Below are 23,539 nucleotides of genomic sequence, written 5' to 3' on the forward strand. Positions count from 1 at the left end.
GGATGGTGTCGTCCGCGGTCGTGACGGTGCCCTTGTCGTCGCGGTTCACGGTCGTGCCGAGGTCGATGTACGCCCGCGTCGTGACGGTGAAGACGTTGACCCCGACGTTCGCGGTGACCCCGACGAAGCCCGCGCCCACGCCGGCGACGAGTCCGAAGAGCTTCTCGTTCGACTGCGACTGCACGACCAGGCCGTGGAAGACGACGGTCGGGAAGGCATCGGCGGCGATGGTGCCGTTCGAGACGCCGGAGAGTCCGCCGCCCTGCGCCTTCACGACGACCGTGTTGCTCTGGCCGAGGTAAGCCTTCGTCGTCTTCTCGATGATCGCCACCCCGACGCCGACGCCGACGCCGACGTAGCCGGCGGCGATCGAGGCCGTGATGAGGATGAGCTTGGACACCGAGTTCGCGAAGACGCCGATGTTGTTGTCGGCCCGCAGGGTCACGCCGGTGCCGGTGAAGGCGTTCGTGAACTCCTTGATGATCGAGACGCCCACCGTGCCGGCGACGCCGACGGTCCCGCCGCCCGCCGCCGCGTTGACCGAGATGACGGAGTCGGTCGCGTCGGCCCGCACCTCGATGTTGTTCTTCGCGTTGACGATGGCGTTGTCGGCGATCGATGCGTCGGTGTGGAGCTCGACGACCCGGACGGCGACCGAGGCTCCGACGCCTGCCGTGCCGCCCACCGCGATGGATGCTGCGATCCCGAGGGTCCGGAAGCTGTTCACGGCCGAGACGAGCACCGACTGGCTGCCGTCGGCCGAGCCGCTGTTGGCCGCGCACGCGGCGTCGCCGTCGGCGCAGTTGATCTTCGCGCCGGAGCCGATCGTCGCCGTGGTGTTGACCGTGACGACCGCGACGGAGCCGGAGAGGCTCACGGCCGCCGTGCCGGCGCCGCCCGCCGCGATGCCGATCGAGCCGAGGTAGTCGCTGTTGGATGCCGCGACCGCGACGCCGCCGAATCCGGGGCGCACCGGCGGCAGGATCACCTGCGGACCGACCTCCGAGCCGGGACCCGCGGGGAGCATGCCCGACGGCACGAGGCTGTGCGAGCGCCCGCTGCCGGTCGACGTGAAGTCGATCGGGGTGCCGCGCGCGATGTCGGCCGGGGTGTTGCAGTCGTCCTTCTTGCCCGTCGCCTCGCACTTCGTGCGCACGAGCTGCACGTGGCTCAGGTCGACGTCCGACGCCGGGTTCGTCGTGAAGAAGTAGTACGTCGCGCCGTCGACGAGCCCGCCGATCGGGGTGCCGCCGCCTGCGCTGTAGATGACCGGGTCTCCGTTGTGGAGGGTCATGGGGGTGGTCCCGTCGTCCTCGAAGAGGACGTAGGGAAGGACGAGGTAGTCACCGGCGACGCTCACGGCGCGCTCCGCCGTGAATCGCGGCGAGACGTCGGAGGAGACTCCGGGCTCGGTCGTCGGCACGAACCGCTGGTTCTCGCCCATGATCTTGCCGGCGGGAAGGGTGAGGCCCGTCACCAGGAAGCCGGGTTCGCACGAGAACTCGTCGGAGCCCGGGGTGAGCGGGGGTCCGCGCTTGAGGCAGAGCTGGATGGCCGTCGCCGAGACGGGGATGACGAAGTACGTCGCACCGTCGGTGAGACCCGTGATCGGCGCGCCGCCGCCCGCGTCGTAGATGACCTGCTGCCCGGACTTGAAGCCGTGGTTGTAGCCGAGGTTGATCGTCGTCCCGTCGGCCTGGAGTCCCTTGCCGTCGAACGGGCTCTGGGGTCCCGGGAACGGTGTCGGCCAGCCACCTTGGGTGCCGCGCGGGTCGAACCGCGTGTCGGTGCCGGTCGTCGCGTAGCTGCCGGCGTTGACCGAGGAGTGCGAGATGTGGCCGGCCTGGGCGAGGCCCGTGACACGCGCGTTCGCGCCGATCGTGGCGCTCGTCGTCTTGGTGACGACCGGCACCGCGACACCGGCTCCGACCGCGGCCGTGCCCGCGACCGAGATGTTGCCGGCGATCGTGAAGAGGGTCAGCGCCGAGTCGGCCGAGACGATGACGTTGCCGTTCGCGCGCAGGTCGGCCGAGGAGCCCACTGTCGCCGTCGTGATGATCGTGATGACGGGCACCGTCACGTTCACGTTCACGGCAGCCGTGCCGCCACCGCCACCGCCCACGGAGATCGACTTAAGGTCGTCGATCGACGAGGCCTGCACGACGATGTCGCCGTTGGCGCGCACCTGTGAGGACGCGCCGATGGAAGCCGCCGTCGTCGTGTTGACGACGGGGACGTCGACGCCGACACCCACACCGGCCGTGCCGCCGACAGCCAGGACGCCCGCGAGGGAGAGCGAGGTGAGCTGGTCGGATGCCTGCACGACGACGTCCTGCGTGAGGGTCGGGCCGGAGTTGGTGCATGCGGCGCCGACGCAGTTGACGCGCACGGAGTCGCCGATCGCGGCGGTGGTCGTGTCGGTCAGCACCGTCACGGTGACCGACCCGCCGACGCCCGCCGACTGCCCGCCCGCGCCGCCGACCGCGAGCAGCAGGTAGTCGCCAGTCTGCTCGGCGTGGACGGTAAGATCGTCGCGCGCCCGCACGTCCGCGCCGTCGAGGATGCGGGCGGCGACGGTGTTGGTGCGGACCACGACGGTGACGGATGCTCCGACCCCGGCGCCGCTCGTCGACACCGACAGGTTTCCGCTCGAGAGCTTGGCGTCGGTGGTCTTCTTGGCGTGCACCGTGATGTCGGCCAGCGCGTCGACGAGCGAGTCGCCGATCTGCGCGAGCACCTGCGGGTTCGAGCCCCCCTGGTTGGCGACGACCACGAGTACCGAGCCGGTCGCGGCCACGGAGCCTGCGCTGGCGGCGCCTGCCACTGCGAGGGCGAACCAGTCCTCGGCCGAGATCGCCTCGACGTCGACCGACCCGCCGGCGCGCACCGCGGCGCTGTCGCCGATCCACGCGCGGACATCGGAGTTCGAGACCTCGACGACGACAGTGATGCCGACGCCGGCCGAGCTCTTGCTCAGGGCCAGCGTGCCGCCGACGTCGATGACCTCGATGCTGTCCTCGGCGCGGACGGTGACGTTCTGCCCGGACGTTCCGACCGCGCCGGTCTGGTTCACGAGCGCGCCGTCGCCGATCCAGGCGCGCGTCGAGAAGTTGAGGATGTTGACGCTGAAAGCGCCCGTGACGGCTGCTCCGCCGCCGCTGCTGGCGGCGCCCGCGATCGCGACGTTGGTGAGCGACAGCCAGTCGATCTTGCCGTCGAGCGGCTTCGGCACCTTCGGCACGAGCGGCACGAGGGTGCTCTTCGCCGTGACGGAGAGGGCGCCGGAGGCGTCCACCGCGGTCGGCGTGGCAACCGCGGAGGCGATCCACGCCTTCGTGTTCACCTCGAGGTAGTTGACGAGGAATGCGCCGCCGATGGCCGAGCCGGAGCTCGTCGAGAGCGCGCCCGAGATGGCGAGGTTCTGGAGGCCGATCGACTGGTCGGCCGTGACGCTGATGTCGCCCGCGGGGGCCTCGAGGTCGGCGCCGGCGCCGACGCTCGCTTCGGTCGTGAGGAGGAGCACCTGCACGGCGGCGCTGCCCGCGACCGAGGTGCTCTTGCCGCCGCCGGCCGCGAACGACCAGACGATGAAGTCGTTGCGCGCTCCGTCGGGCAGACCCGCGGCGACGGTGATGCCGGTCTGGCCCTTGACGTGCGCGCCGGCGCCGATCGTCGCGGTGTTGTGCGCGTCCTGGACATTCAGCCCGATCGTCGCGCCGACCTTGGTGCCGCTGGAGTCGAGGTCGATGGCCGATCCGACGCCGAACGAGTACGCCTCGAGGAGGAGGGTCGAGCGCACCGTGACGGCGCCCGTGGTTGCCGTGACGTGCACGCCCGTGATGCGGGCCGTCGAGGTGGCGACGAGCCAGTTGACGCCGACCGCCGCCGCGACGGCCGTCGTGCTGCTGCCCTGCGAGCCGGATGTGCCGGACTGGCCGGACTGGGCGTCGTTCGCTCCGTTGGCGCCGTTCGAGCCGTTGGTGCCGCCGTTGGAGGTCGGCATCCCGCTCGTCGCGCCCTTAGTGCCCTGCGTGTTCGGGTTGTTCGAGCCGTTGACCTGCTCGGTCGACTTGGAGTCACCGCTCGAGTCGGACTCCTCGGCGCCCTTCGCGCTGGCGACGGAGCGAGCCTCCGTGCGCGCCTCCGAGGTGGCGAGCACATCGACCGACGTGCCCTGCGCGTCGCGCGCGATCTCGGCGAGGGTGTCCCAGCCGACGACGGCGTTGATCGCGAGGTCGACGCCGACCGCGGTGCTCTTGCCCGCGGCATCCGCCTTGCCCTCGGTCTTGACCCACAGCGTGTGCGTCGCCGCGACCGAGATGGCGCCGGTTCCGACGGAGGCGGGGCCCGTACCGAGGCGGGCCGTGACGTCGTCGTCGACGCTCACGACGAGAGCGACGACCGGAGTGACGGCCGTGCCGCCCTCCGTTCCGCCTTCCGCCTTCGTGCTGAGGTCGCGGAAGCCGATCGCCGAGATCGCGAGACCGGTGCCGCCGGTGAGGGCCGCGTTGTCCTCGACCTCGGCGCGCACGTCGCTGCCGTCGATGACCTGGAGGGCGAAGGATGCCCCCACTCCGGTGGCCGAACCCACCGAGGCGCGGCTCGTGGCGTTCGCGGCGTCGCGTTCGTTGCTGTGAGCCCTGACAGTCGCGGCAGCCGAGGTGAGCGTGACGACGGCGCCCGCCGTGACGAGGGCCTCGGTCGTGTTGTCGAGGATGTTGATGGCGAGGGCGCCCGCGACGCCGACGCTCGTCGCCTTGCTCGCACCGGCCCGGGCCGTCGAGGTCACCTCGTGCTCGAAGAGGCGGAAGAGGTCGTCGGTGGCGGGCGAGGCCGGGAACTCGTCGCCGTCCGCGACGGTCGCCGAGCCCTGCAGGATCCACTGGTGCTGGTCGTTGCGCTTGTAGAACCCTGCCGCGTTCGCGCCGTCGGCCTCGGTCAGCTGGAACCAGCTGTCCTCCTCGATCTCGTCCTTCGGAAGCTCGGACTTCTCGTTGACGGTGAACTTCGTGACGAAGACCCAGTTTCCGCTGTCGCGCTTCCAGACGCTGCCGGCCGGGTGACCGTCCTTCTCGGCCTGGAGCAGGTAGTACTTGCCGTTCGTCGCACTCGCGGGCAGCTCGTCCACGGTGCCCTCGAGGCTCACGTTGGTGTCGATGTTCCAGTTCGAGCCGTCGAACTTGTACAGGCCGTCGTCGCCGCCCGTGCCGCCGTTGGTCTTCACGAAGTACAGGTCGTCCTTCGACGGACCGGGCAGCTGCTTGCCCGACTCGACGATCTGCCACTTGGTGCCGTCCCAGCGACGCACGACGTCGTTCTCGTCGCCGCCGAGCATCCCGGCGATGACTGTGAGACCCGTCGCCATGATGGTCGTCACACCTGTCTTCGCGCGGACGACGATGTCGACCTTCTGAACCGCGACGCCGGCTCCGACCCCCACGGAGCCGTCCGTCGCGGAATCCCCGGAGGCCTCGGCCGAGGCATCCGTGTCGCCCCGTGCCTCGAGCGTGACGACCCCGCCGGCGCTGACCGCGATGCCGTCGGCGAAGAACGCCCGGACGGTGCTGGCCACGACGTTGATCGCGATGGCGCCGGCGATCGAGAGGCTGCTGCCGCCGTTGTCGTTGGACGCGGCCTTCGGCGTCGACGAGGTCGACGATCCGCCGCCGGCGTTCTGCTGCTTGGTCTCGTTGGCCTTGCCCAGGTTGGCGTCGGCCTTCTGGTTGACGTCCTTGCCCCCGCCGCTCTTGCCCTCGTGCGGGTCGGCGCCCTTCGTGGCGGCTTCGGCCTTCGTCTCGACGTCGACGCGCTGGTGGGCGGTGAACGAGACGGCACCGGTGGCGGTGATGCTGCGAGCAGAGGCGGCTTCGGCGACGATGTCGTCGAGAACGGCCAGGGCGAGCGAGACGCCGATTCCGGCTGTGCTTCCGGCGACCGTCGAGCCCTTCGCGGTCGTGGAGGCGGAGACGTGCTGGGTGGCAGCGGCGGTGATGCTCGAGGCGGTGAGCGTTACGGTGCTCCCGCCGAGCGAAGCCTGAGTGTGGATGGAGGCGACGACGATGGCGACTGCGGGGACGATCGTGACGGTGCCCGAAGCGCCACCGGCTTCGGCTTCCGTCGTGAGCGTCACATCGTGCGTGGCCGTGATGGACAGTGCTCCGGCTCCCGTGAGCGGGGGGCCGCGTGTCGGGTCGGCGACCTGCGAGACACCCGCGTAGACGCGATGCGTCGGAAGGTTGAGGGCGAGGGATGCTCCGAGACCGATCGTCGCGTCACCGGACTGGGTCGCCTTGGCAGAGGCCTTGTCGGTGCTCTTCGAACCCGCCGTCATGCTGACCGCTCCACCGCCGACGATCGCCACGCCCGGGGTGGGCCCGCCGATCGGACCGGGGAGCTGGCTGCCCTCGATGGCGGCACGGGTGTCCTCTTCGACGATGTTGAGGGCGAAGGCGCCGGCGACGCCGATCGTGCCGCTGGCATCCGTCGCTCCCGCCTCGGCGGTCGCGCTGAAGGTGTGGGTGTCGTCCGCCGCGACGGGCTTGACCGTCGCACTGAGCGTGAGACCCGCCGCCTGGAGCGAGGCCGCGACGCCGACGCCGGCCTGGTTGATGAGCCGCACCTTGTTGACGGCGAGGGCCGCGCCGATGCCGACCGTGCTCGAGTTGGTCGCGGTGCCCTTCGCGCTGGCGGAGGCATCCGTGTTGTTGTGCGTCGTGAAGGACGCCGCGCCCGTCGTGACGAGCGACGCGCCGTCGCTGAGCATGGCGACCGTGACGGACTTCACGAGGTTGAAGGCGATGGCGGCGGCGACGCTGACGCTCGTGCCGTCCTCGTTCTGCGCCTTCGGCGTCGTCGACCCGCCGCCCGCGCCGCCGGTCGTGCGGCCCGACGCGTTGCCGAGCTTGTCGTTCGACTTCGTGTTGGCGTCCTTGCCCGTCGTGTCCTTGCCGCTGTTGCCCGCCTCGCCGGGGGCGCCCGCGGAGCTCGCTTCCGCCGTCGTCGACGTCGTCGAGACGCCGTCGGCCGTGAGCGCGACGGCTCCCCCGGCCGTGACGGCCCGGTCGATCGTCGAGGACGATTCGTGGTCGGCGGACGTGAGGGCGAATGCGATCGCGGCACCGAGCGTCGAGCCGGCGGCTGCCGTCACCGCGCCGGTCGCGGACGTCGTCGCCTTGGCGACCTGGTCGGCGGTCATCGTGATCGCGCCGCCGATCGTGAGCGCGGCGCCTGCGAGGATGCTCGCGATCGTCGAGACGTTGTGGATCGCGATGCTCGCGACGCCCGTCAGCGAGGCGTTCGTGCCGCCGTCTGCGCCGCCCGTCGTCGTGGTGGTCGCGTCGTCGGCACCCGACGCCGTCGCGGTGAACGTGGCGATCAGGGTGGGCGCGGCGCCGGTGGCGATGCCGGCTTCGACCTTCGTCGTGATGAGGCTCAGGGCGACCGACGCGCCTGCGCCGACGGCCGCGCCGCCGGTCTGCTTGGCCGATGCGTTCGCCGTGCTCGTGTGGCTGCCGCGCGCGCTGACGGTGACGGCGCTGCTTCCGTACGCGCCGGTGCCGCGGAGCTGCGCCGAGGTGCGGGCATCCTTCTTCACCAGGGCGAGGGAGCCGGCGATCGACACCTGACCGGAGCCCTTCTTGCCCGACACAGCAGTGGCGGTGTAGCTCGAGTCGCCCGCGGCGGGGTCGGCGGCGCTCGCCGTGAAGCCGCCCGGAGCGCTGATCGTGGCGTTCTGCGCGAAGGCCTCGGTGAGCAGATCGACGATGATGAGACCGACGCCGATGGCGAGCCCGAAGGTGCCCGTGCCGCCCGAGCCGTCGGTCGTGCCGCCGTCGCCGCCCGCGATCACGGTGTTCTTCGCGTTGGACGTGACGGTCTGGGCGCCGGTCGTGGTGACCTTGGCTCCGGTGATGTGGGCCTTCGTGTCGTTGTCGAGCACAGCGACGCCGATGGCACCGGCGACGTCGATCGGGCCGTCGCTCGTCGACGCCTGACCGTTGCCGCGGTTCGCGCTGTTCGCGCCCTTGTTGTTCTGCGTCGCGCCGTCCTTGCCCGCGTTGGCCGTGGCGGTGACGGTCGAGGTCTGGTTCGCGAGGATCTCGACGGATGCGGCCGTCGACCCGGTCGCGTCGGTCGAGTCGATCGCGGCCTCGGTGTTCTGCTGCAGGTACACCACCGCGACACCCGCGCCGCTCGCGGCGTTCTTCGCATCGCCGATCCCGGTGAGCGTCGCCGTGTTCGTGCCGGTGATGCCGAGGGCGCCGCCGATGATCGCGCGCGCCGTGTCGGTGACCTTGCCGACGACGTTCGACCAGACCGTCAGGATCGCGACCGCCGCGTCGTAGTTGTTCGGTCCGGACTGCTGCTTGGAGGCGTTCGAGCCGGGGAGCGCGCTCGCGGTGACCGCCGAGGTCGCCGTGATCGTCGCGGCTCCGTCCACGTCGAGCACCGTCGAGTCGCTGATCGTCGCGGTCGCGGTCGAGTGGATGATCCCGGCGTCGCCGTAGTCCTTGTTGAGCGTGAAGGGCCCGACCGTCGAGGTCGCGGTGGCCGTGAAGTTCCCGGTCGCGTTCACGTGCGACGCACCCCGCACGTCGACCGTCGCGGTCGAGTTGACGAGCACGGCGTAGGCCGTGGCGGCAGAGGTGTCGGGTGTGACGCCGGCATTCGCCGTGAGCGTCACGTCGCCGGCGTTGATCGTGCCGCCGTCGACGATGACCTCGGCGGTCGCATCGTGGTCGAAGCAGTCGCCGAGGTCGAAGTCCGTCGTGCAGTCATCGAGCGTGAGCGGGATGCCTGAGGTGTTGCTCTGCGCCGCGTTGAGCGTGACCGATCCCGCTGTGATCGTCGCGCCCTGCACGATGATCCGCTCGAACGCGGCGATGAACGCGGCGAGCCCGATGTTGATCGAGCCCATGATCGTGAGCTTGTCGTCGCCATCGCCGCCCGAGATGTTCAGCGTGGTCCCGGTGGTGGTGGGTGCCGAGAAGCTCGTCGCCTCGAACGAGGCGTTGAGGCTGCGCAGGCGCAGCAGGAGCGCATTGCCCGGGTCCACCTCGAGCACGGCGTCGTCGTTGCCGCTCGAGAGCGCGAACGTCGTGTTGCCCGCGCTGCCCGTGTTCGTGATGGGCTCGATGCCCGCGTACTGGACCGTCGTGCCGCCGAACGTCATCGTGCCCGACGACCCGTCGATCGGGTTCGAGCTCAGCCCGCCCGGGCCGTTGTTCGTCACCAGGGTGTCGAAGCCGGCGCCCCCGTCGAAGCCGATCGTGATGCCGGGGTCGGTGCCGCGGAAGTCGATCGTGAACGTGTCGTCGCCGCCCGTGCCGGTGACGCGGATCTCGGAGATCTCCGAGAGCGAGCGCGTCACTCCCTGGAACGTCACGGTGCCGTCGCCGTTGAACACGAGGGCCGCCGCCGTGCCCGACATCGCGATGATCCACGGGGCCGGTGCGACGGGCGCAGGTGCGGCAGCGGGGTCGACCGCGGCGGGGTCGGTGGCGGCAGCGGCGGGGTCGACCGCCGCGGGAGCGGGATCCGTCGCCGCGGGTGCGGGGTCGGTCGCCGCCGGAGGCGCGTCGACAGGGGCAGGCGCGGGGTCGGCCGGCGCAGGGGCCGGGTCGGGCGCGGGGGCCGAATCAGGCGCAGGGGCCGGGGCGGGCGCGGGAGCCGGATCAGGCGCAGGGGCCGGGGCGTCCGCGGCGGGTGCGGCGGGCTGATCCGTCGGCGCGACGGCGGGATCGGTCGTGACGTCGAACGGCCGCACGCTCAGGTAGGCGGGCTCACCGACGACCTCGTCGGTCGCGGCGGTGTCTGCAGCGCCCTGGGTCGAGACGGGCACATCCGTCGCCGCCACGCCGGCCGGTGTCGCCACCGGGCTGAGGACGACGACGCCCATGGATGCCGGGGCGCTCAAGCCGATGCCGAGCGTGATGGCGGTGGTCAAGGCGAGCGCGCGGAACGACGCGCTCATCGAGCGCCCCTGCTCTGCGGCATCCCCAGCCATAACCCGCGCCTGTCCCCGAAAACGGACGTCAGCGCTGACGTTCACACCGCAAGCGGTGCCTCCCAGAACCCCAGCGTTCCCCAGTCGGATCGTCCCGTTCCCCGAATCCGGAAAGTCAGGACGTCCGGTGGGCAAGCTAGACCCGGCGCGAACGGCCCGTCAAGACGTGTCCCGAAAAAGTGTCGGGAAAGAGCGCATACCCGGTACGGCATGAAACGCTCTCGCGGCGGAATGACGCGGCGTGTCGCCGCGGAAAGACGCGGATCAGCTGAGGCCGCTGTAGACGTGCAGGCCCTTGAAGAACATGTTGACGATCGTGAAGTTGAACATGACCGCGGAGAAGCCGATGATCGACAGCCACGCCGAGCGGCTCCCCCGCCACCCGCGCGTCGCGCGGGCGTGGATGTAACCCGCGTAGAGCACCCAGATGACGAAGGTCCAGACTTCCTTCGTGTCGAAGCCCCAGTAGCGGCCCCACGCGTCGTTCGCCCAGATCGACCCGGCGATGAGGGTGAAGGTCCAGAAGATGAACCCGATGATGGCGAACCGGTAGGCGAGCGACTCGAGCGCCTCGGAGCCCGGCAGCGTGCGCAGGAACCGCGGCCCCTGCTTCGCGGTGACGGCATCTGCCGCGGCGATCTTCCGCTCACGACGGGCCTGCATGAGCTGCAGCACCGAGAGTCCGAAGGCCAGGGCGAACAAGGCTGTTGCGAGCGACGCGACGAAGACGTGGATGACGAGCCAGACCGACTTGAGCGGATCGGCGAGCGGGGTGATCTGCACGTAGAACGCGAGCGTCGACGCACCGAGCAGCAGCACGACCATGCCCGTGATCAGGGCACCGAGGAACCGCAGGTCGTAGCGGAAAAGCACGACGAGGTAGACGGCGACGATGAGGAGCGTCCCGGTGAGGGCGAACTCGTACATGTTCGACCACGGGACGCGCCCTGCGGCGATGCCGCGCGTGAGCGCACCGCCGAGGTGGAAGAGGAACGCGAGCACCGTGAGCGACGTCCCGATGCGGGCCCAGACGAGCCGCTCCCGCTTGCCGACAGGAGCCTCGAGCGCCGCTTCGGCGGCCGCCTGCTGGGACCTCATCCCCGACACCGTCTCGCCGATGGATGCCTCGGCCGAACCGGCCGCGCCGACCCCGGCGCCGACGAGCTGGCGCTCGCGCTGGGAGGCGGCATCCTGAGCATCCGCCGCCTGCACACCGCGGCGCGCGAGGTCGATCGTGTACGCGATGAACGCGAGGGCGTACACCGCGATCGCCGTCCACACGAGGAGCACGGACACCGAGTCGAGGGTCAGCGTTTCGGGCATGGCTTCCAGTCTACGTCGCGGGTTCTCAGGGCCATCCCCGCCGGATCAGCGGGTCTTCAGAGCGGCGTCGAGGGCGTCGCCGTGCTTCTGCGCGAGCTGGTCGACGGCCGCCGCGAGGGTCGGATCCTCGCCGCGGGCGAGACCCGCGTACTCGAGGCGCAGCGTGTGCCCGGAGGGCGTGACCTTGATCCACATGCGACGCCGCGGCACGAACAGCGCCGTGACGAGCCCCGCGAGGGCGAGGATCGCGAAGCCGAGGACCCACGGCGCCGCCACGTCGCGATGCACCGACAGCGACACGAAGCGCTGCACCGAGCCCTCGTACCCTTGAGCGCCCGCGGGCGACTCGTTCGCGAGCGTGATCGTGCCGAGCCCGTTCGGCAGGTCCTGCGTCTCCCCGGGCGCGAGCTCGATCGACGCGACGCCCGTCTTGCCGCCGGTCAGCTGCGTCATGCCGGTCGGGTCCAGCGTGTACACCGAGCGCGGAGTGCCGTCGTCGATGCCGAGGTCGCCCTCATAGACGTTGAGCGTCAGCACCGGGTTGATGAGGTCGGGGTAGGCCGATGTGAACGCGCCCGACGTCATCTTCACCTGCGTCGGATAGAAGAAGCCGACCATGCCGAGCTGCTCGGGCATCCCGTCCGGAACCTTCACGACGCCGAGCGAGGTCATGTGCGTGTCCTGCGGCAGGAACGGCACCGATTCGTCGTAGACGACGTCGCCCGACGCGTTGCGGATCGTGATGTGCGGCGCGTACCCGTTGCCCATGAGGTAGACCCGGTCGCCCGCGATCTGCAGCGGGTGGTTGACACGCACGTCGCCCGTCTCGGCCTTTCCGCCGGCGAGCTGCGTCGTGAGGTGCGCCACGAAGTCCCCCGCCTGGCCCGACCCCTGCTCGCCCTCGGGAACGTAGCTCACCGAGAACTTGTCGAGCGTCAGCGAATAGGGCGTCAGCCGCTCCTCGTCGACGAACCGGCCGGGGTTGAACGACGAGTAGTCGAGCATCGTGTTGACGAACGTGCGGCCCTCGATGATGACCGTCTGGCCCGTGTAGGTGAGCCCGCCGCCGATGCCGACCGCGAGCAGCACGCCCACGAGCGCGGAGTGGAAGACGAGGTTGCCCGTCTCCCGCAGGTAGCCGCGCTCCGCCGAGACGGAGAGCGCCTTGGCCGTGTCGTATCGCTCGACCCGGTAGCCCGCCTTCTTGAGCTGGTCCCCCGCGAGCTCGATGGCTCGGGATGCCGCGGCCGAGGCATCCTCTTCGTCTGAAGGCGAGAGCTCGACGAGCGTCTCACGGTGGTCGTCGAGGCGGCTGAGGCGGGCGGGGGTCCGCGGCGGACGCGCGCGCAGCGCCTTCCAGTGATGCTTCGTGCGCGGGATGACGCACCCGATGAGCGACACGAACAGCAGGATGTAGATCGCCGAGAACCACGCCGACGTGTAGACGTCGAAGAGCTGCAGCTTGTCGAGGATCGGCGCGAGGTCGGGGTTGTCGGCGAAGTACTGCGTCACGCCGTTCGGGTCGGCGCTGCGCTGCGGCACGATCGAGCCGGGCACGGCCGCGATCGCGAGGAGCAGGAGCAGCACGAGAGCCGTGCGCATCGAGGTGAGCTGGCGCCAGCCCCAGCGCAGCCAGCCGACGGGTCCGAGCTTGGGCTGGACGATGTCGTCCGCCACGCCGTCGGCGTGGTCGGAGGGACGCAGCGGATCTGCGCCCGTGTCGAGCCCTGTCGACGCGTCAGAGGGGGAGGGGGACACTCGAGAACACCCCCTGAAGCTGGGCCATGAGGGCGCTCCACACGCCCGTGACCATGAGCACGCCGAGGGCGATCAGCAGCACGCCGCCGATGATGTTGACGGCGCGGATGTGGCGGCGGAGGAACGCGACGGATCGTGTCGCCCACCCGAATCCGAGCGTGATCAGGACGAACGGGATGCCGAGCCCCAGCGAGTACGCGAGGCCGAGGAGCGCCGCGCGGCCGGGGTCGCCGAGGTTCCACGAGACCGAGAGGATCGCCGCAAGGGTGGGGCCGATGCACGGGGTCCAGCCGATCCCGAGCGCGATGCCGAGGAGCGGAGCCCCGATGAGCCCGAGGTTGCCCTGGATCTGCGGGTGCACGGTCTTCTGCGCGAAGCCGAAGACGCCGATGAAGACGAGACCGAGGAGGATGACGACGACCCCGAGGATGCGCGTGATGACCTCGTTGTAGGCGAGGAAGAACTGTCCGAGCGTGCCGCCGAGGATCGTGACGGCCATGAAGACGACGGTGAAGCCCGCGATGAAGAGGAGCACTCCGCCCAGCAGCCGGGACTTCGTCGGCGTCTCGGAGTCAGGCGTTCGCGCCGAGATCAGGATGGATGCTCCAGATTCGTCCTGATGTGCCCGCTTATTCCTGATTCCGGCGCGCGGCCGGGGCTGCACGGCCCCGCCGATGAAGCCGAGGTATCCCGGCACGAGCGGCAGGACGCACGGCGAGAGGAACGACAGCAGGCCCGCGAGCAGGGCGATGGGCAGCGCCACCCAGAGGGCGCCGGCCGCCATGACGGCCTCGATGCTCACGACTTCTCCGCCAGCGCGTCGCGCACGAGCGTCTCGAGGATCGAGGCATCCAGCAGCTGCCCGATGATGCGCGCGGCGACGCGACCCTCCTTGTCGAGCACGAGCGTCGTGGGCGTCGCGTTGATCGGCGTGCGCTCGGCGAAGGCGAGCTTGATGGCCCCGTCCTCGGCGGCGAGCAGGCTCGGGTAGGTCACGGAGTACTTGTCGGCGAACGCCGCGGCGGCGTCGGCCGAGTCGCTCGTGTTGATGCCGAGGAACGAGACGTCCTGCCCGTCGAAGCTCGACGCGGCCTCCTCGAGGAGGGGCGCCTCGGCGCGGCACGGGCCGCAGGCGGCGTACCAGAAGTTCACCACGAGCACCTTGCCGGCGTAGTCCGCGCTGCTGGCGGTCTGCCCCTTCTCCGTCTGCCCCGTGAACGACACAGGCTTGTCGCGTTCGGCGGCCGGGATCTCCACGACCCGGGAGTCGCCCGCGATGAAGCCCTTGTTGTCGCCGGCTCGATACTGCTCGGCGAGCGGGTCGCTCGAGCACGCGGCGAGTCCGCCGACGAGCGCGGCGATCGCGAGGAGGGATGCCGCGGAGCGGCCGAGCGTCCGGGTCACACGGCCCCCACATCGACGGCGCCCGCAGTGGATGCGGGCTCGGCATACCCGACCTCGACCCAGCGGTCGTCGCGCAGGTCGAAGCTCGTGACGCTCGAGAGGGCGCAGCGGCGGCGGCGCGGGTCATGCCGCGACGGCAGGTCCATGACGTGCAGGTGCGTCACCCAGATGGGCAGCTGGTGCGAGACGATGACGACGTCGCCGGACTCGACCGAGTTCCAGGCATCCCTCATCGCGGCATCCATCCGCGCGATGACCTGCACGTACGGCTCGCCCCAGCTCGGCACGGCGGGCTGCGCGAGGTGGCGCCAGTTGCCGGGGTTGAGCAGCGCGCGGTTCATGCGGCGGCCCTCGAAGACGTTGGTCGGCTCGATGACGCGCTCGTCGATGACCGGCTCGAGCGCGAACCTCGCGGCGAAGGGCTCGGCGGACTCGCGCGTGCGCTGCAGCGGCGAGCAGACGAGGCCCGTGACGGGCCGGGTGAGCCGGCCCACGTAGTCGGCGGCCTGCTGCGCCATGTGGCGCCCGTCGGCGCTCAGTCCATAGCCGGGGAGCCGGCCGTAGAGCACACGGCGAGGATTGTCGACCTCCCCATGACGCACGAGATGAAGGCGGTCGGCGGGCACGCCTCCAGTCTACGGCGGCAGGTTCTGTGGACGGGCTGAGCGCCTAGCCTGCGGTCGGGACCCCGGCTGCGGCGACGAAGAAGGCGATGATGAGCACCCCGGTCACGCCGACCGCGCCGAGCAGCGGCAGATAGAAGGCGAGCTTGCGCTTGACCATGAAGATGATCGAGATCGTGGCGGCGGCGATGAGCACGAGCCAGGGGCCGACCATCCCGATGAGCACACCCGTCCCGATGAGGTCGGTGTTGCAGGTGACCGCGCCGCAGGGGTCGGACGCCATGGCCAGGAATGCGCCGGCGATCGAGGCGAAGAGCGCATAGACGACGAGGCCGACGAGGAACACGATCGTGAGCACGACGTCCCACACCTGCACGGGCTGGCGCGGTCTCCTGCCCGGCGGGACGGCGCCGTAGACGGGCGGCTGGGCGGCATAACCGGGGTACGGCGGGGGCGTCGTCACGGCCACATCATAGGGATGCCGCGGCTCCTGTGTCAGTCGTTGGCGGGAGAAGCGTCGCCGCGGCGACGCATGAGCGCCCTGGTGCGCGCATAAAGGAACCACGCGACGCCGATCCCGACCGCCGCCACGACGATGTACTGCAGCACGTCCGCGTACGTCTCGACGACGTGCCACTGCTCGCCCAGGAGGAAGCCCGCGAGCACGAACACCGTGTTCCAGACGAGGCTGCCCGCCGCCGTGAGCAGGCCGAATCTCCAGATCGGCATGCGCGTGACCCCCGCCGGGATCGAGATGAGACTGCGGAAGAGAGGCACCATGCGGCCGAAGAAGACCGCCTTCCCGCCGTGCCGCTCGAACCACGCGACGGTGCGGTCGATGTCTTCGGGATGCAGGAGGGGGATCCGCGCGGCCGCGGCCCGCAGCCGGTCCGCGCCGAGCCACCTTCCGAGGCCGTACAGGAGGAGCGCGCCGACGATGGAGCCCGCGGTCGTCCAGAAGAGCGCCTCGACGAGCGTGAACGTGCCGCGGCTAGCGGTCAGCCCCGCCATCGGCAGGATGACCTCGCTCGGAAGAGGCGGAAAGACGTTCTCGAGCGCGATCGCGAGGCCCGCGCCGGCGGGGCCGATGACCTCCATGAGCGAGACCGACCAGTCGACGATCGCGGTGAGCCAGGAGCCATCGGTAGCCGTCGTCATGCGTTCGACGCTAGGCAACCCAGGTGACGGGAACCTGTGCGCGGGTTACGGCGGCATGACGAAAGGCGGTGAATCGGCTCGAAGCTAGGATGGTCCCTCGTGAGTGAACGCGTTCTCGTCCAGCAGCTGCAGGGTCTTGCCGACGGTCCCGTGACCGTCTCCGGATGGGTCGAGACCGTCCGCGATCAGAAGAAGGTGCAGTTCGTCATCCTCCGTGACGAGACGGGTGCCGTGCAGCTGGTCAACCCGGCGACACGGCCGTCCGACCCCACGGCTGCTGAGCCTGTCGAAGCACAGGACGCGGGGGCCCTCGCCCTGACCGACACGATCTCCAACCTGTCGACGGGCACCTTCCTGACAGTGCGGGGCGAGCTCAAGCACGACGAGCGCGTGAAGCTCGGCGGCGTCGAGATCAAGATCGGCACGCTCGACATCGCCGCGGCCGCGCTCCCCGAGACGCCCATCGCAGCCGACTCGGGCCTCGACAAGCGCATGGACTGGCGCTTCCTCGACCTGCGGCAGCGTCGCAACAACCTCGTCTTCCGCGTGCAGACGACGCTCGAGCACGCCTTCCGCACGTACTGGATCGAGCGCGACTACATCGAGGTGCACTCCCCCAAGCTCATGGCGAGCGCGTCGGAGTCCAACGCCGAGCTGTTCGAGGTTCCGTACTTCGAGGAGAAGACGGCGTACCTCGCGCAGTCGCCGCAGTTCTTCAAGCAGATGGCCCAGGTGGCCGGCTTCGGCAAGATCTTCGAGATCGCCCCGGCCTTCCGCGCCGACCCCTCGTTCACGAGCCGCCACGCGACCGAGTTCACGTCGGTGGATGCGGAGATCAGCTGGATCGACTCCCACGAGGACGTCGCAAGGATGCAGGAGGAGCTCCTGCAGTCCGCGTTCCAGGCCGTCAAGGACAAGCACGGCGCCGAGATCGAGGAGCTCTTCGGCCTCGAGGTGCAGGTGCCCAGCATCCCGTTCCCGCGCATCCCCCTCGCCGAGGCTCGGGACATCGTGAAGGCTCGCGGCTACGACATCCCCCGCACCGACGGCGACCTCGACCCCGAGGGCGAGCGCCAGATCGCGGCGCACGTTCTCGAGACCTACGGTCACCAGTTCGTCTTCGTCACCGACTACCACCCCGAGATCCGCGCGTTCTACCACATGCGCGACGAGGAGACCGGGCTCACCAAGAGCTACGACCTGCTCTTCAACGGCGTCGAGATCACGACGGGCGCGCAGCGCGAGCACCGTGTCGACGTGCTGATCGAGCAGGCGAGGGAGAAGGGTCTCGAGCCGGAGCACCTCGACTTCTACTTCGACTTCTTCCGCTACGGCGCCCCGCCCCACGGCGGCTTCGGCATGGGTCTCGCCCGCGTGCTGATGCTCCTCCTCGGGCAGGACTCGATCCGCGAGGTCACCTACCTGTTCCGCGGACCGACGCGCCTCGCGCCGTAAGCACCATCGCGACGGAGCCCCGTGAGCGCCTCGGCGTTCACGGGGCTCCGTGCGTGTGCATTCGCTCCCCGGACGCGCTGAAGATGCTCAGCACCTCCGCGCACTCGGAGGCGTGCCGAACTCCGGCTGTGTGGTGCGACACGCCGCCGTTCAGGCCCGTTGAGAGCACTCGCGTCACACACAGCCGGAGTTCGGCACGGGATGACGCCCCTAGGGTGGGCCCGTGACGACGATCGAAGGCCTGCACAATTTCCGCGACACGGGCGGCATCGCCCTCGAGGGCGGGGGCAAGACGCGCTCGGGCGTGCTCTTCCGCTCCGACGCGCTCAGCGCGCTCACCCCGGCCGGGGTCGAGGCGTTCGCCGACACGCAGATCGGCGTCGTCGTGGACTTCCGAACCCCCGAGGAGCGGCAGCTCGCACCCGACCGGCTGCCGGCGACACGCTCTGTCCAGCTCGTCGAGCTGCCCCTCCTCGAAGGCGCCATCGGCCGGCTCGCGGGCGACGCCGCGCAGCGCACCTCGGGCGACGAACCCGACCCCGCCGCCGTCGTGGCGGCCATGAATCAGCTCCCCACGCTCGGCGACCTGTACCTCGGGATGCTGCAGCACGGCGCCGAGGCCTTCGCGACGACGGCTCGCCTCGTCGCGGCGAGCACCGACGAGGAGCCGACCGCCGTCCTCGTGCACTGCACCGCCGGCAAGGACCGCACGGGTGTCGCCACAGCGCTCCTCCTCCGCGCGGCCGGCGCCGAGCGCAGCGCGGTCGTCGCCGACTACGCGGCATCGGCCGCGAATCTCGCCGGGGCGTGGGCCGAGGGCATGTACGCGATGCTCACCCAGCTCGGCATCCCGCTGACTCCCGCATTGCAGACGCTCGTCGCAGGCTCCCCCGCGCCCGAGATCGAGCGGGCGCTGGATTGGGTGGATGCCGAGCACGGCGACGCCGCCGCGTACCTCCAGTCGGGCGGGCTGACGGGTGAGGAGCTCGGGGCGCTTCGCGCCCGCCTCGCCGGCTGACGCGTCGAGCAGCGAAGCCACCCTCCGTGGAAGGCCGGGGACCGCGGCCTGAGATACCGCGGCCCCCGGCCGGTCTGGTCGCGCCCTAGGCCGTGTTGCTAAAGGCGCTGGTGAGCCAGTGCAGCGTCGCGGCGAGGCAGAGTCCGGCGTGGTAGTTACGGGCGGTCTTGTCTGAGCGCATCGCGATCCCTCGCCACTGCTTGAGCTTGTTGAAGCAGCGTTCGACGACGTTGCGTCCGCGATAGCGATCGCGTTGGGTCTCGCCGAAGTCGATCGGCCGACCCGGGCGCTTGCGGCGGTGAGCGATCTGATCGTCGCGTTCGGGGATCGTCGCGGCGATCCGGCGCGTCCGCAGCCAGGCCCGGTTCGCCTTCGACGGGTAACCCTTGTCGGCGAGCACGCGGTCCGGGCGAGTGCGCGGCCGGCCGGCGACACCCGGGACGCGGATCTGCGCGAGCGTGGCGGGCAGCATGCTCGTGTCGGCGGCCTGCCCTGGGGTCAGGATGAATGCCAGCGCGCGTCCCTTCCCGTCGCAGACCAAGTGATTCTTGGTCGTCAGCCCGCCCCGCGAGCGGCCGATCGCGTGATCAGCGGGCTCCAGGCCGAACTTCGTGTAGTTCGACAGCGCCCCCCGCGGTCCGCGGCAGGGTCGCACCGTGCTGATGAACTCGCACGATCGTCGAGTCGATCGACGCCACCCAGTCCAGGTCACCCGACCGCTGCGCGAGGGACTGCACCTTTTCCAGCACCCGAGCCCACACGCCCGCCTCGGCCCACCGGTTGAAGTTCTTATAGACCGTGTTCCAGTTCCCGTACCGCTCCGGAACGTCCCGCCAGGGCGCACCCGTGCGGAACCGCCACGCGGTCGCCTCGACCACAGTCCGGCGGTCCACAGGTGGCCGCCCCGTTGACTTCACCGTCGGAAACAACGGCCCGATCACCGCCCACGTCTCATCCGAGATCACCTCACGCGACACGCCTAAAGACTCACCCGCGAACGTCCCGATCGCGTTTAGCAACACGGCCTAGTTCCGCCAGGTGTCGGACAGGGTCACGGATCCGTTCGCGCCGACCGTCGCGGTGCGGTTCGCGCCGCTCTCCCAGGTGACGGCGCCGGCGGTCGTGCGCTTGATGTACTTGTACTGGAACGTCGTCCCCGCGGGGAGGCCGACGGTGCCCGTCCACGTCGAGCCGTTCGCCGTGAGGGCGACGGCGTTCCCAGGAGCCCACGCCCCGAGCGCCGCGATGTCGCCGACGACGTACACCGACTGCCCGGCGCTGACGGTCGCGGCGACGCCGAACGCGGCTCCTGGCTGTGGTGACGTGCAGGGGCTGCCGGCCGTGACGGCGCCGTTCGCCGACACCGCGACGTCCGCTCCCGTGAGGGAGTAGTTGTTCGAGCCGTTGTTGTCCCACGTGCCGGCGCCGTTGGTGAACGCCGCCGTCACGGTCTGCCCGTTCGCCGAGACCGTGCGCGAGACCCAGCCGGCGCACGCCGCCGTCATCGCGTCACCGGGAGCCGTGGTCCACGCGCCCGAACCCACCCGGTAGTGCACGAAGTACGACGACCAGCCCTTCGCCGTGGAGTAGTACACGGTCGTGGAGCTGGGCGGCGGCGTGGTGCACGGGTTTCCCCCGGTCACGGTGCCGTTCGCCGAGACCGCGACGTCCGCTCCCGTGAGGGAGTAGTTGTTCGAGCCGTTGTTGTCCCACGTGCCGGAGCCGTTGGTGAACGCCGCCGTCACGGTCTGCCCGTTCGCCGAGACCGTGCGCGAGACCCAGCCGGCGCACGCCGCCGTCATCGCGTCACCGGGAGCCGTGGTCCACGCGCCCGAACCCACCCGGTAGTGCACGAAGTACGACGACCAGCCCTTCGCCGTGGAGTAGTACACGGTCGTCGGCGTCTGGGGAGTCGCCGTGCCCTTGAGCATGACTCCGCCATAGGCGGGAATCGTCAGCGTGACCTTTCCGCCGGACACGGCGAAGCTCTGGGAGCATCCACCCGCCGACACGACATTGCAGTACGTGCCCGGCGGGAGGGCTGTCGCGAATTCCCGCGTCACCGACGCGTTGGTGTTGTTGATCGCGACGAAGCCCTTGTCACCGCGGCCGTACGCCACCACATTCGAGCCGTCGTCGAACCAGTTGTTGAGGTCCGTTCCGGTCACCGCGTTGTGGAAGGCGACTGCGCCTCGGATCTCCTGCTTGCGCTGCGTGCACTGCCAGGCCGTGTTCGAGCAGTCGGCGTCCGGGACGCTCGTCGCCGATGCGCCCGGCGCGCCGGTGTCCTTCGTGGAGCCGGTGAACGCATATCCGGAGTAGACGGCGGGCGAGCCGTAGGGGTAGGAGAGCATGAACATGTTCGCCAGGAGGTACTTGGCACCCCACTGGTAGTTCATCGTCTCGCCGTTGCGCTCGGTGTCGTGATTGTCCACGAACACGCCTGCGCCCGTCGACGGCAGGAGCCCGTTCGCGATGTCCTTCAGGTTCGCGATCGATCCGTCGAAGTCCGCCTTGAGCCGACGCGCATAGTCGAACTCGTGCGAGTCGCCCGACCCCAGGTACTCGGACGGCTGGATCGGCTCGTTGGCTCCTCGAATGACCTCCTGCACCCAGTAGATGTTGGGGTTCGTCAGCTTCTGCTTGATCGCGAGGAGATCTGCAGCGGGGATGTGCTTGGCGGCGTCGATGCGAAAGCCCGACACACCGAGCGAGATGAGGTCGTTCAGGTAGCCGGCGATCTTGGTGCGCACATAGTCGGAGCTCGTGCGAAGGTCCTGGAGCGAACTCAGGCGGCAGAACTGCACGTTGTCGCGGTCCTTGTAGTTGCTGATGTCGACCCGGCAGTCGTTGAAGTCGTTGAACCCGTAGGGCACGGCCGGGAACGAGTCGACGCCGAACGAGCTGCCGGCGACGCCGGTCCCGCTGCCGATGTCGGCGCCGCTCATGTGATTGATGACGGCATCGACGATCACGCCGACCCCCGCGCTGTTGCATGCCGCGACCATCGCGGCGAACTCGGCGCGCGTGCCGAGCTTCGAGTCGAGGCGGTAGCTCACGGGCTGATAGGACGTCCACCACTGCGCGCCCTGGATGGTCTCCTGGGGCGGAGACACCTGCACGTAGCCGTACCCGGACGGTCCGATCGTGGACGTGCACTCCGCGGCCACGGAGTCCCAGGTCCACTGGAAGAGGTTGAGGATGACGTCCTTGCCGCTCCGAGGAGGCGTTGTGGCGTGCGCGGGGGAAGGAGCGGAGGCGACGAGGAGACCGCCCAGGAGAGCGATCGCGACACCCAGCGCGACGAGGAGTCGCGTGGGCAGGGACAAGTTCTTGCTGAGAGACATGATGCTCCAGACGCGAGGCGCAGCCTCGCTCAGTTGGTTCGGGGCACCGGGGCGGTTCCGACGTCTCGCAGCATCGCGGTTCTCAGGAGGCGGCCTTGTGGGCTGCCGAACGTCAGTGGGCCCGGACTTCGACGACCGGTGAGGGAACCATAGCAAGCGCTTGCATTGACACTCAAGTCAGAATTCTCGAATATTCCGCATCTCGGCTCATGCGCATCTCGCGCATTCGAAGCAAAGTTGGAAGCGCTTCCACACCGAGCGCCGCAACTCCGGCGTCCACGTTCGCGACCTCGTGAGATCAGCCAGCCGCGGCGGTCAGCGCCTCGCGCAGGCGGTCGGGCGAGACGCGCCAGTGCGCGTGCAGGCTGCCGTCGATGAGGATGACGGGGATCTTCTCCCACCACAGCTCGTAGAGCGCGGGGTCGTCGGCGATCGAGCGCTCATCGACCTCGACCGCACCCTCCGGCAGGTCGGCGACGACGTTCTCGACGATCTCCCGCGCCACATCGCAGAGGTGGCAGTCGGGCTTGCCGATGAGGGTGAGGGTCGTCACCCTTCCATCGTACGAGCGGAGTGAATTCCTCGGCTCAGCACTCGCGCGCGCCGCCCGGGCGCCCGGCGTGCGCGCTCCCGATCAGCGGGCGGTCATCGCTCGATGGGATAGCCGGCGGCGGCCCACTCCCCCGTGCCGCCCTCGACGTTCGTCGCGTCGTAGCCGCGGGCCTCGAGCGCCTGAACGACGCGCGCAGATCGACCCCCGACCTGGCAGATGACGTCGAACGCGCCCTCCGGCAGCTCGTGCAGCCGATCGCCGATCGACGACATCGGCAGGTTCACGGCGCCGGGCACGTGCCCTGCCGCGAACTCGTCAGCCTCGCGCACGTCGATGAGGGGCACGTCGGTGCGGCCGTGGAGCTCGTGGACGGTGATGGTCTGCATCGGTCCTCTTCGTGGTCTGTGCGGGATTCCGGGGAGAACACGAAGCGCCCATCCGAGGACAGGCGCTTGGTGTTCTGGCCGCTTACTTCTTGTTGCGGCGCTGGTGGCGAGTCTTGCGAAGCAGCTTGCGGTGCTTCTTCTTCGCCATGCGCTTGCGGCGCTTCTTGATGACAGAACCCACGGAAAACCTCACTAGATCGGGGTCTGGACGCGGTGCGAATCGCGCCCGGGAACGGGCAAAACGGAAAAATGCCTCGTAGCAGTCTAGCCGACGTCGGCGACCGGACGTTGCAGGGCCTCTGTGACCGCCGATTCGGGCACGCGATAGCTGCGTCCGAACCGCACCGCCGGCAGCTCGCCGGCGTGCACGAGACGGTAGACGGTCATCTTCGACACGCGCATGAGCTCGGCCACCTCGGCGACCGTGAGGAACCGCACGTCAGGCAGCTCGGCCATGGATCACTCGTCTCCCCCTGCGCACCTCGAGTCGATGCTGTGCTGATCTTAG

At 69.9% G+C, this 23,539-nt stretch carries 15 protein-coding genes and 1 pseudogene (1 of these 16 only partly in view); 2 read left to right on the plus strand and 14 right to left on the minus strand.

Features of this window, described 5'->3' with window-relative positions; all coding sequences use genetic code 11:
* From AAIB33_RS11955 to AAIB33_RS11990, 8 genes are all read right to left on the minus strand, one after another.
* On the minus strand, positions 1-9,973 hold the 5' end (the start) of the coding sequence (locus AAIB33_RS11955) for a carbohydrate-binding protein (protein WP_345800180.1). It extends 22,079 nt beyond the left edge of the window; only the first 9,973 of its 32,052 coding nucleotides appear in the window; its start codon is at positions 9,971-9,973; the stop codon falls past the left edge of the window.
* A gap of 297 nt (positions 9,974-10,270) precedes the next feature.
* Positions 10,271-11,329, minus strand: a complete 1,059-nt coding sequence (gene ccsB, locus AAIB33_RS11960) for a c-type cytochrome biogenesis protein CcsB (protein ID WP_345800181.1) — start codon at positions 11,327-11,329, stop codon at positions 10,271-10,273.
* 45 nt (positions 11,330-11,374) lie between these two features.
* The gene (locus tag AAIB33_RS11965; RefSeq protein ID WP_345800182.1) at positions 11,375-13,087 is read right to left on the minus strand and encodes a cytochrome c biogenesis protein ResB; all 1,713 of its coding nucleotides are present in this window, start codon (positions 13,085-13,087) and stop codon (positions 11,375-11,377) included.
* Positions 13,068-13,889, minus strand: coding sequence for a cytochrome c biogenesis protein CcdA (locus AAIB33_RS11970; protein ID WP_345800183.1), 822 nt, complete (start codon positions 13,887-13,889; stop codon positions 13,068-13,070). Before AAIB33_RS11970 ends, AAIB33_RS11965 begins: the two co-directional genes overlap by 20 nt.
* Complete coding sequence (locus AAIB33_RS11975; RefSeq protein WP_345800184.1) at positions 13,886-14,491, minus strand: TlpA disulfide reductase family protein; 606 nt, start codon at positions 14,489-14,491, stop codon at positions 13,886-13,888. Before AAIB33_RS11975 ends, AAIB33_RS11970 begins: the two co-directional genes overlap by 4 nt.
* The gene (locus tag AAIB33_RS11980; protein WP_345800185.1) at positions 14,488-15,117 is read right to left on the minus strand and encodes a histidine phosphatase family protein; all 630 of its coding nucleotides are present in this window, start codon (positions 15,115-15,117) and stop codon (positions 14,488-14,490) included. The genes AAIB33_RS11975 and AAIB33_RS11980 overlap by 4 nt, the downstream gene beginning before the upstream one ends.
* A gap of 43 nt (positions 15,118-15,160) precedes the next feature.
* Complete coding sequence (locus AAIB33_RS11985; RefSeq protein ID WP_345800186.1) at positions 15,161-15,679, minus strand: DUF6264 family protein; 519 nt, start codon at positions 15,677-15,679, stop codon at positions 15,161-15,163.
* A complete protein-coding gene (locus tag AAIB33_RS11990) occupies positions 15,610-16,272 on the minus strand; it encodes a DedA family protein (RefSeq protein WP_345800187.1) in 663 nt (220 codons plus the stop codon). Before AAIB33_RS11990 ends, AAIB33_RS11985 begins: the two co-directional genes overlap by 70 nt.
* A 99-nt stretch (positions 16,273-16,371) precedes the next feature.
* On the opposite strand from AAIB33_RS11990, the gene aspS reads away from it, so the two are divergent.
* Together aspS and AAIB33_RS12000 are read left to right on the plus strand one after the other, a co-directional pair.
* A complete protein-coding gene (gene aspS, locus AAIB33_RS11995; RefSeq protein WP_345800188.1) occupies positions 16,372-17,727 on the plus strand; it encodes an aspartate--tRNA(Asn) ligase in 1,356 nt (451 codons plus the stop codon).
* Positions 17,728-17,950: 223 nt separating this feature from the next.
* Entirely contained in the window at positions 17,951-18,745 is a 795-nt protein-coding gene (locus tag AAIB33_RS12000) for a tyrosine-protein phosphatase (RefSeq protein ID WP_345800189.1), read from the plus strand.
* Positions 18,746-18,830: 85 nt separating this feature from the next.
* Here AAIB33_RS12000 and AAIB33_RS12005 read toward each other — a convergent pair.
* From AAIB33_RS12005 to AAIB33_RS12030, 6 genes and pseudogenes are all read right to left on the minus strand, one after another.
* A pseudogene (locus AAIB33_RS12005) lies at positions 18,831-19,722 on the minus strand (IS5 family transposase).
* Between the two features lie 48 nt (positions 19,723-19,770).
* Positions 19,771-22,092 carry a carbohydrate binding domain-containing protein gene (locus AAIB33_RS12010; RefSeq protein WP_345800190.1) on the minus strand — a complete coding sequence of 774 codons (2,322 nt, stop codon included), beginning with the start codon at positions 22,090-22,092 and terminating at the stop codon, positions 19,771-19,773.
* A 298-nt stretch (positions 22,093-22,390) separates the two neighbouring features.
* A complete protein-coding gene (locus tag AAIB33_RS12015; protein ID WP_345800191.1) occupies positions 22,391-22,645 on the minus strand; it encodes a glutaredoxin family protein in 255 nt (84 codons plus the stop codon).
* Between the two features lie 92 nt (positions 22,646-22,737).
* Complete coding sequence (locus AAIB33_RS12020) at positions 22,738-23,031, minus strand: rhodanese-like domain-containing protein (RefSeq protein ID WP_345800192.1); 294 nt, start codon at positions 23,029-23,031, stop codon at positions 22,738-22,740.
* A gap of 82 nt (positions 23,032-23,113) precedes the next feature.
* Positions 23,114-23,212, minus strand: coding sequence for an AURKAIP1/COX24 domain-containing protein (locus AAIB33_RS12025; protein ID WP_003792170.1), 99 nt, complete (start codon positions 23,210-23,212; stop codon positions 23,114-23,116).
* 83 nt (positions 23,213-23,295) lie between these two features.
* Positions 23,296-23,487, minus strand: a complete 192-nt coding sequence (locus tag AAIB33_RS12030; protein ID WP_165128062.1) for a helix-turn-helix domain-containing protein — start codon at positions 23,485-23,487, stop codon at positions 23,296-23,298.
* Positions 23,488-23,539 lie beyond the last annotated feature (52 nt).

The sequence above is a fragment of the Microbacterium sp. AZCO genome, from assembly GCF_039614715.1.
Taxonomy (GTDB): Bacteria; Actinomycetota; Actinomycetes; order Actinomycetales; family Microbacteriaceae; genus Microbacterium.

What these genes read in the sequence shown, in the direction of transcription:
- AAIB33_RS12030 (WP_165128062.1), bottom strand. Translation starts at nt 23,487, where the DNA reads ATGGCCGAGCTGCCTGACGTGCGGTTCCTCACGGTCGCCGAGGTGGCC.
- AAIB33_RS12020 (WP_345800192.1), bottom strand. Translation starts at nt 23,031, where the DNA reads ATGCAGACCATCACCGTCCACGAGCTCCACGGCCGCACCGACGTGCCC.
- AAIB33_RS11990 (WP_345800187.1), bottom strand. Translation starts at nt 16,272, where the DNA reads ATGACGACGGCTACCGATGGCTCCTGGCTCACCGCGATCGTCGACTGG.
- AAIB33_RS12010 (WP_345800190.1), bottom strand. Translation starts at nt 22,092, where the DNA reads ATGTCTCTCAGCAAGAACTTGTCCCTGCCCACGCGACTCCTCGTCGCG.
- ccsB (WP_345800181.1), bottom strand. Translation starts at nt 11,329, where the DNA reads ATGCCCGAAACGCTGACCCTCGACTCGGTGTCCGTGCTCCTCGTGTGG.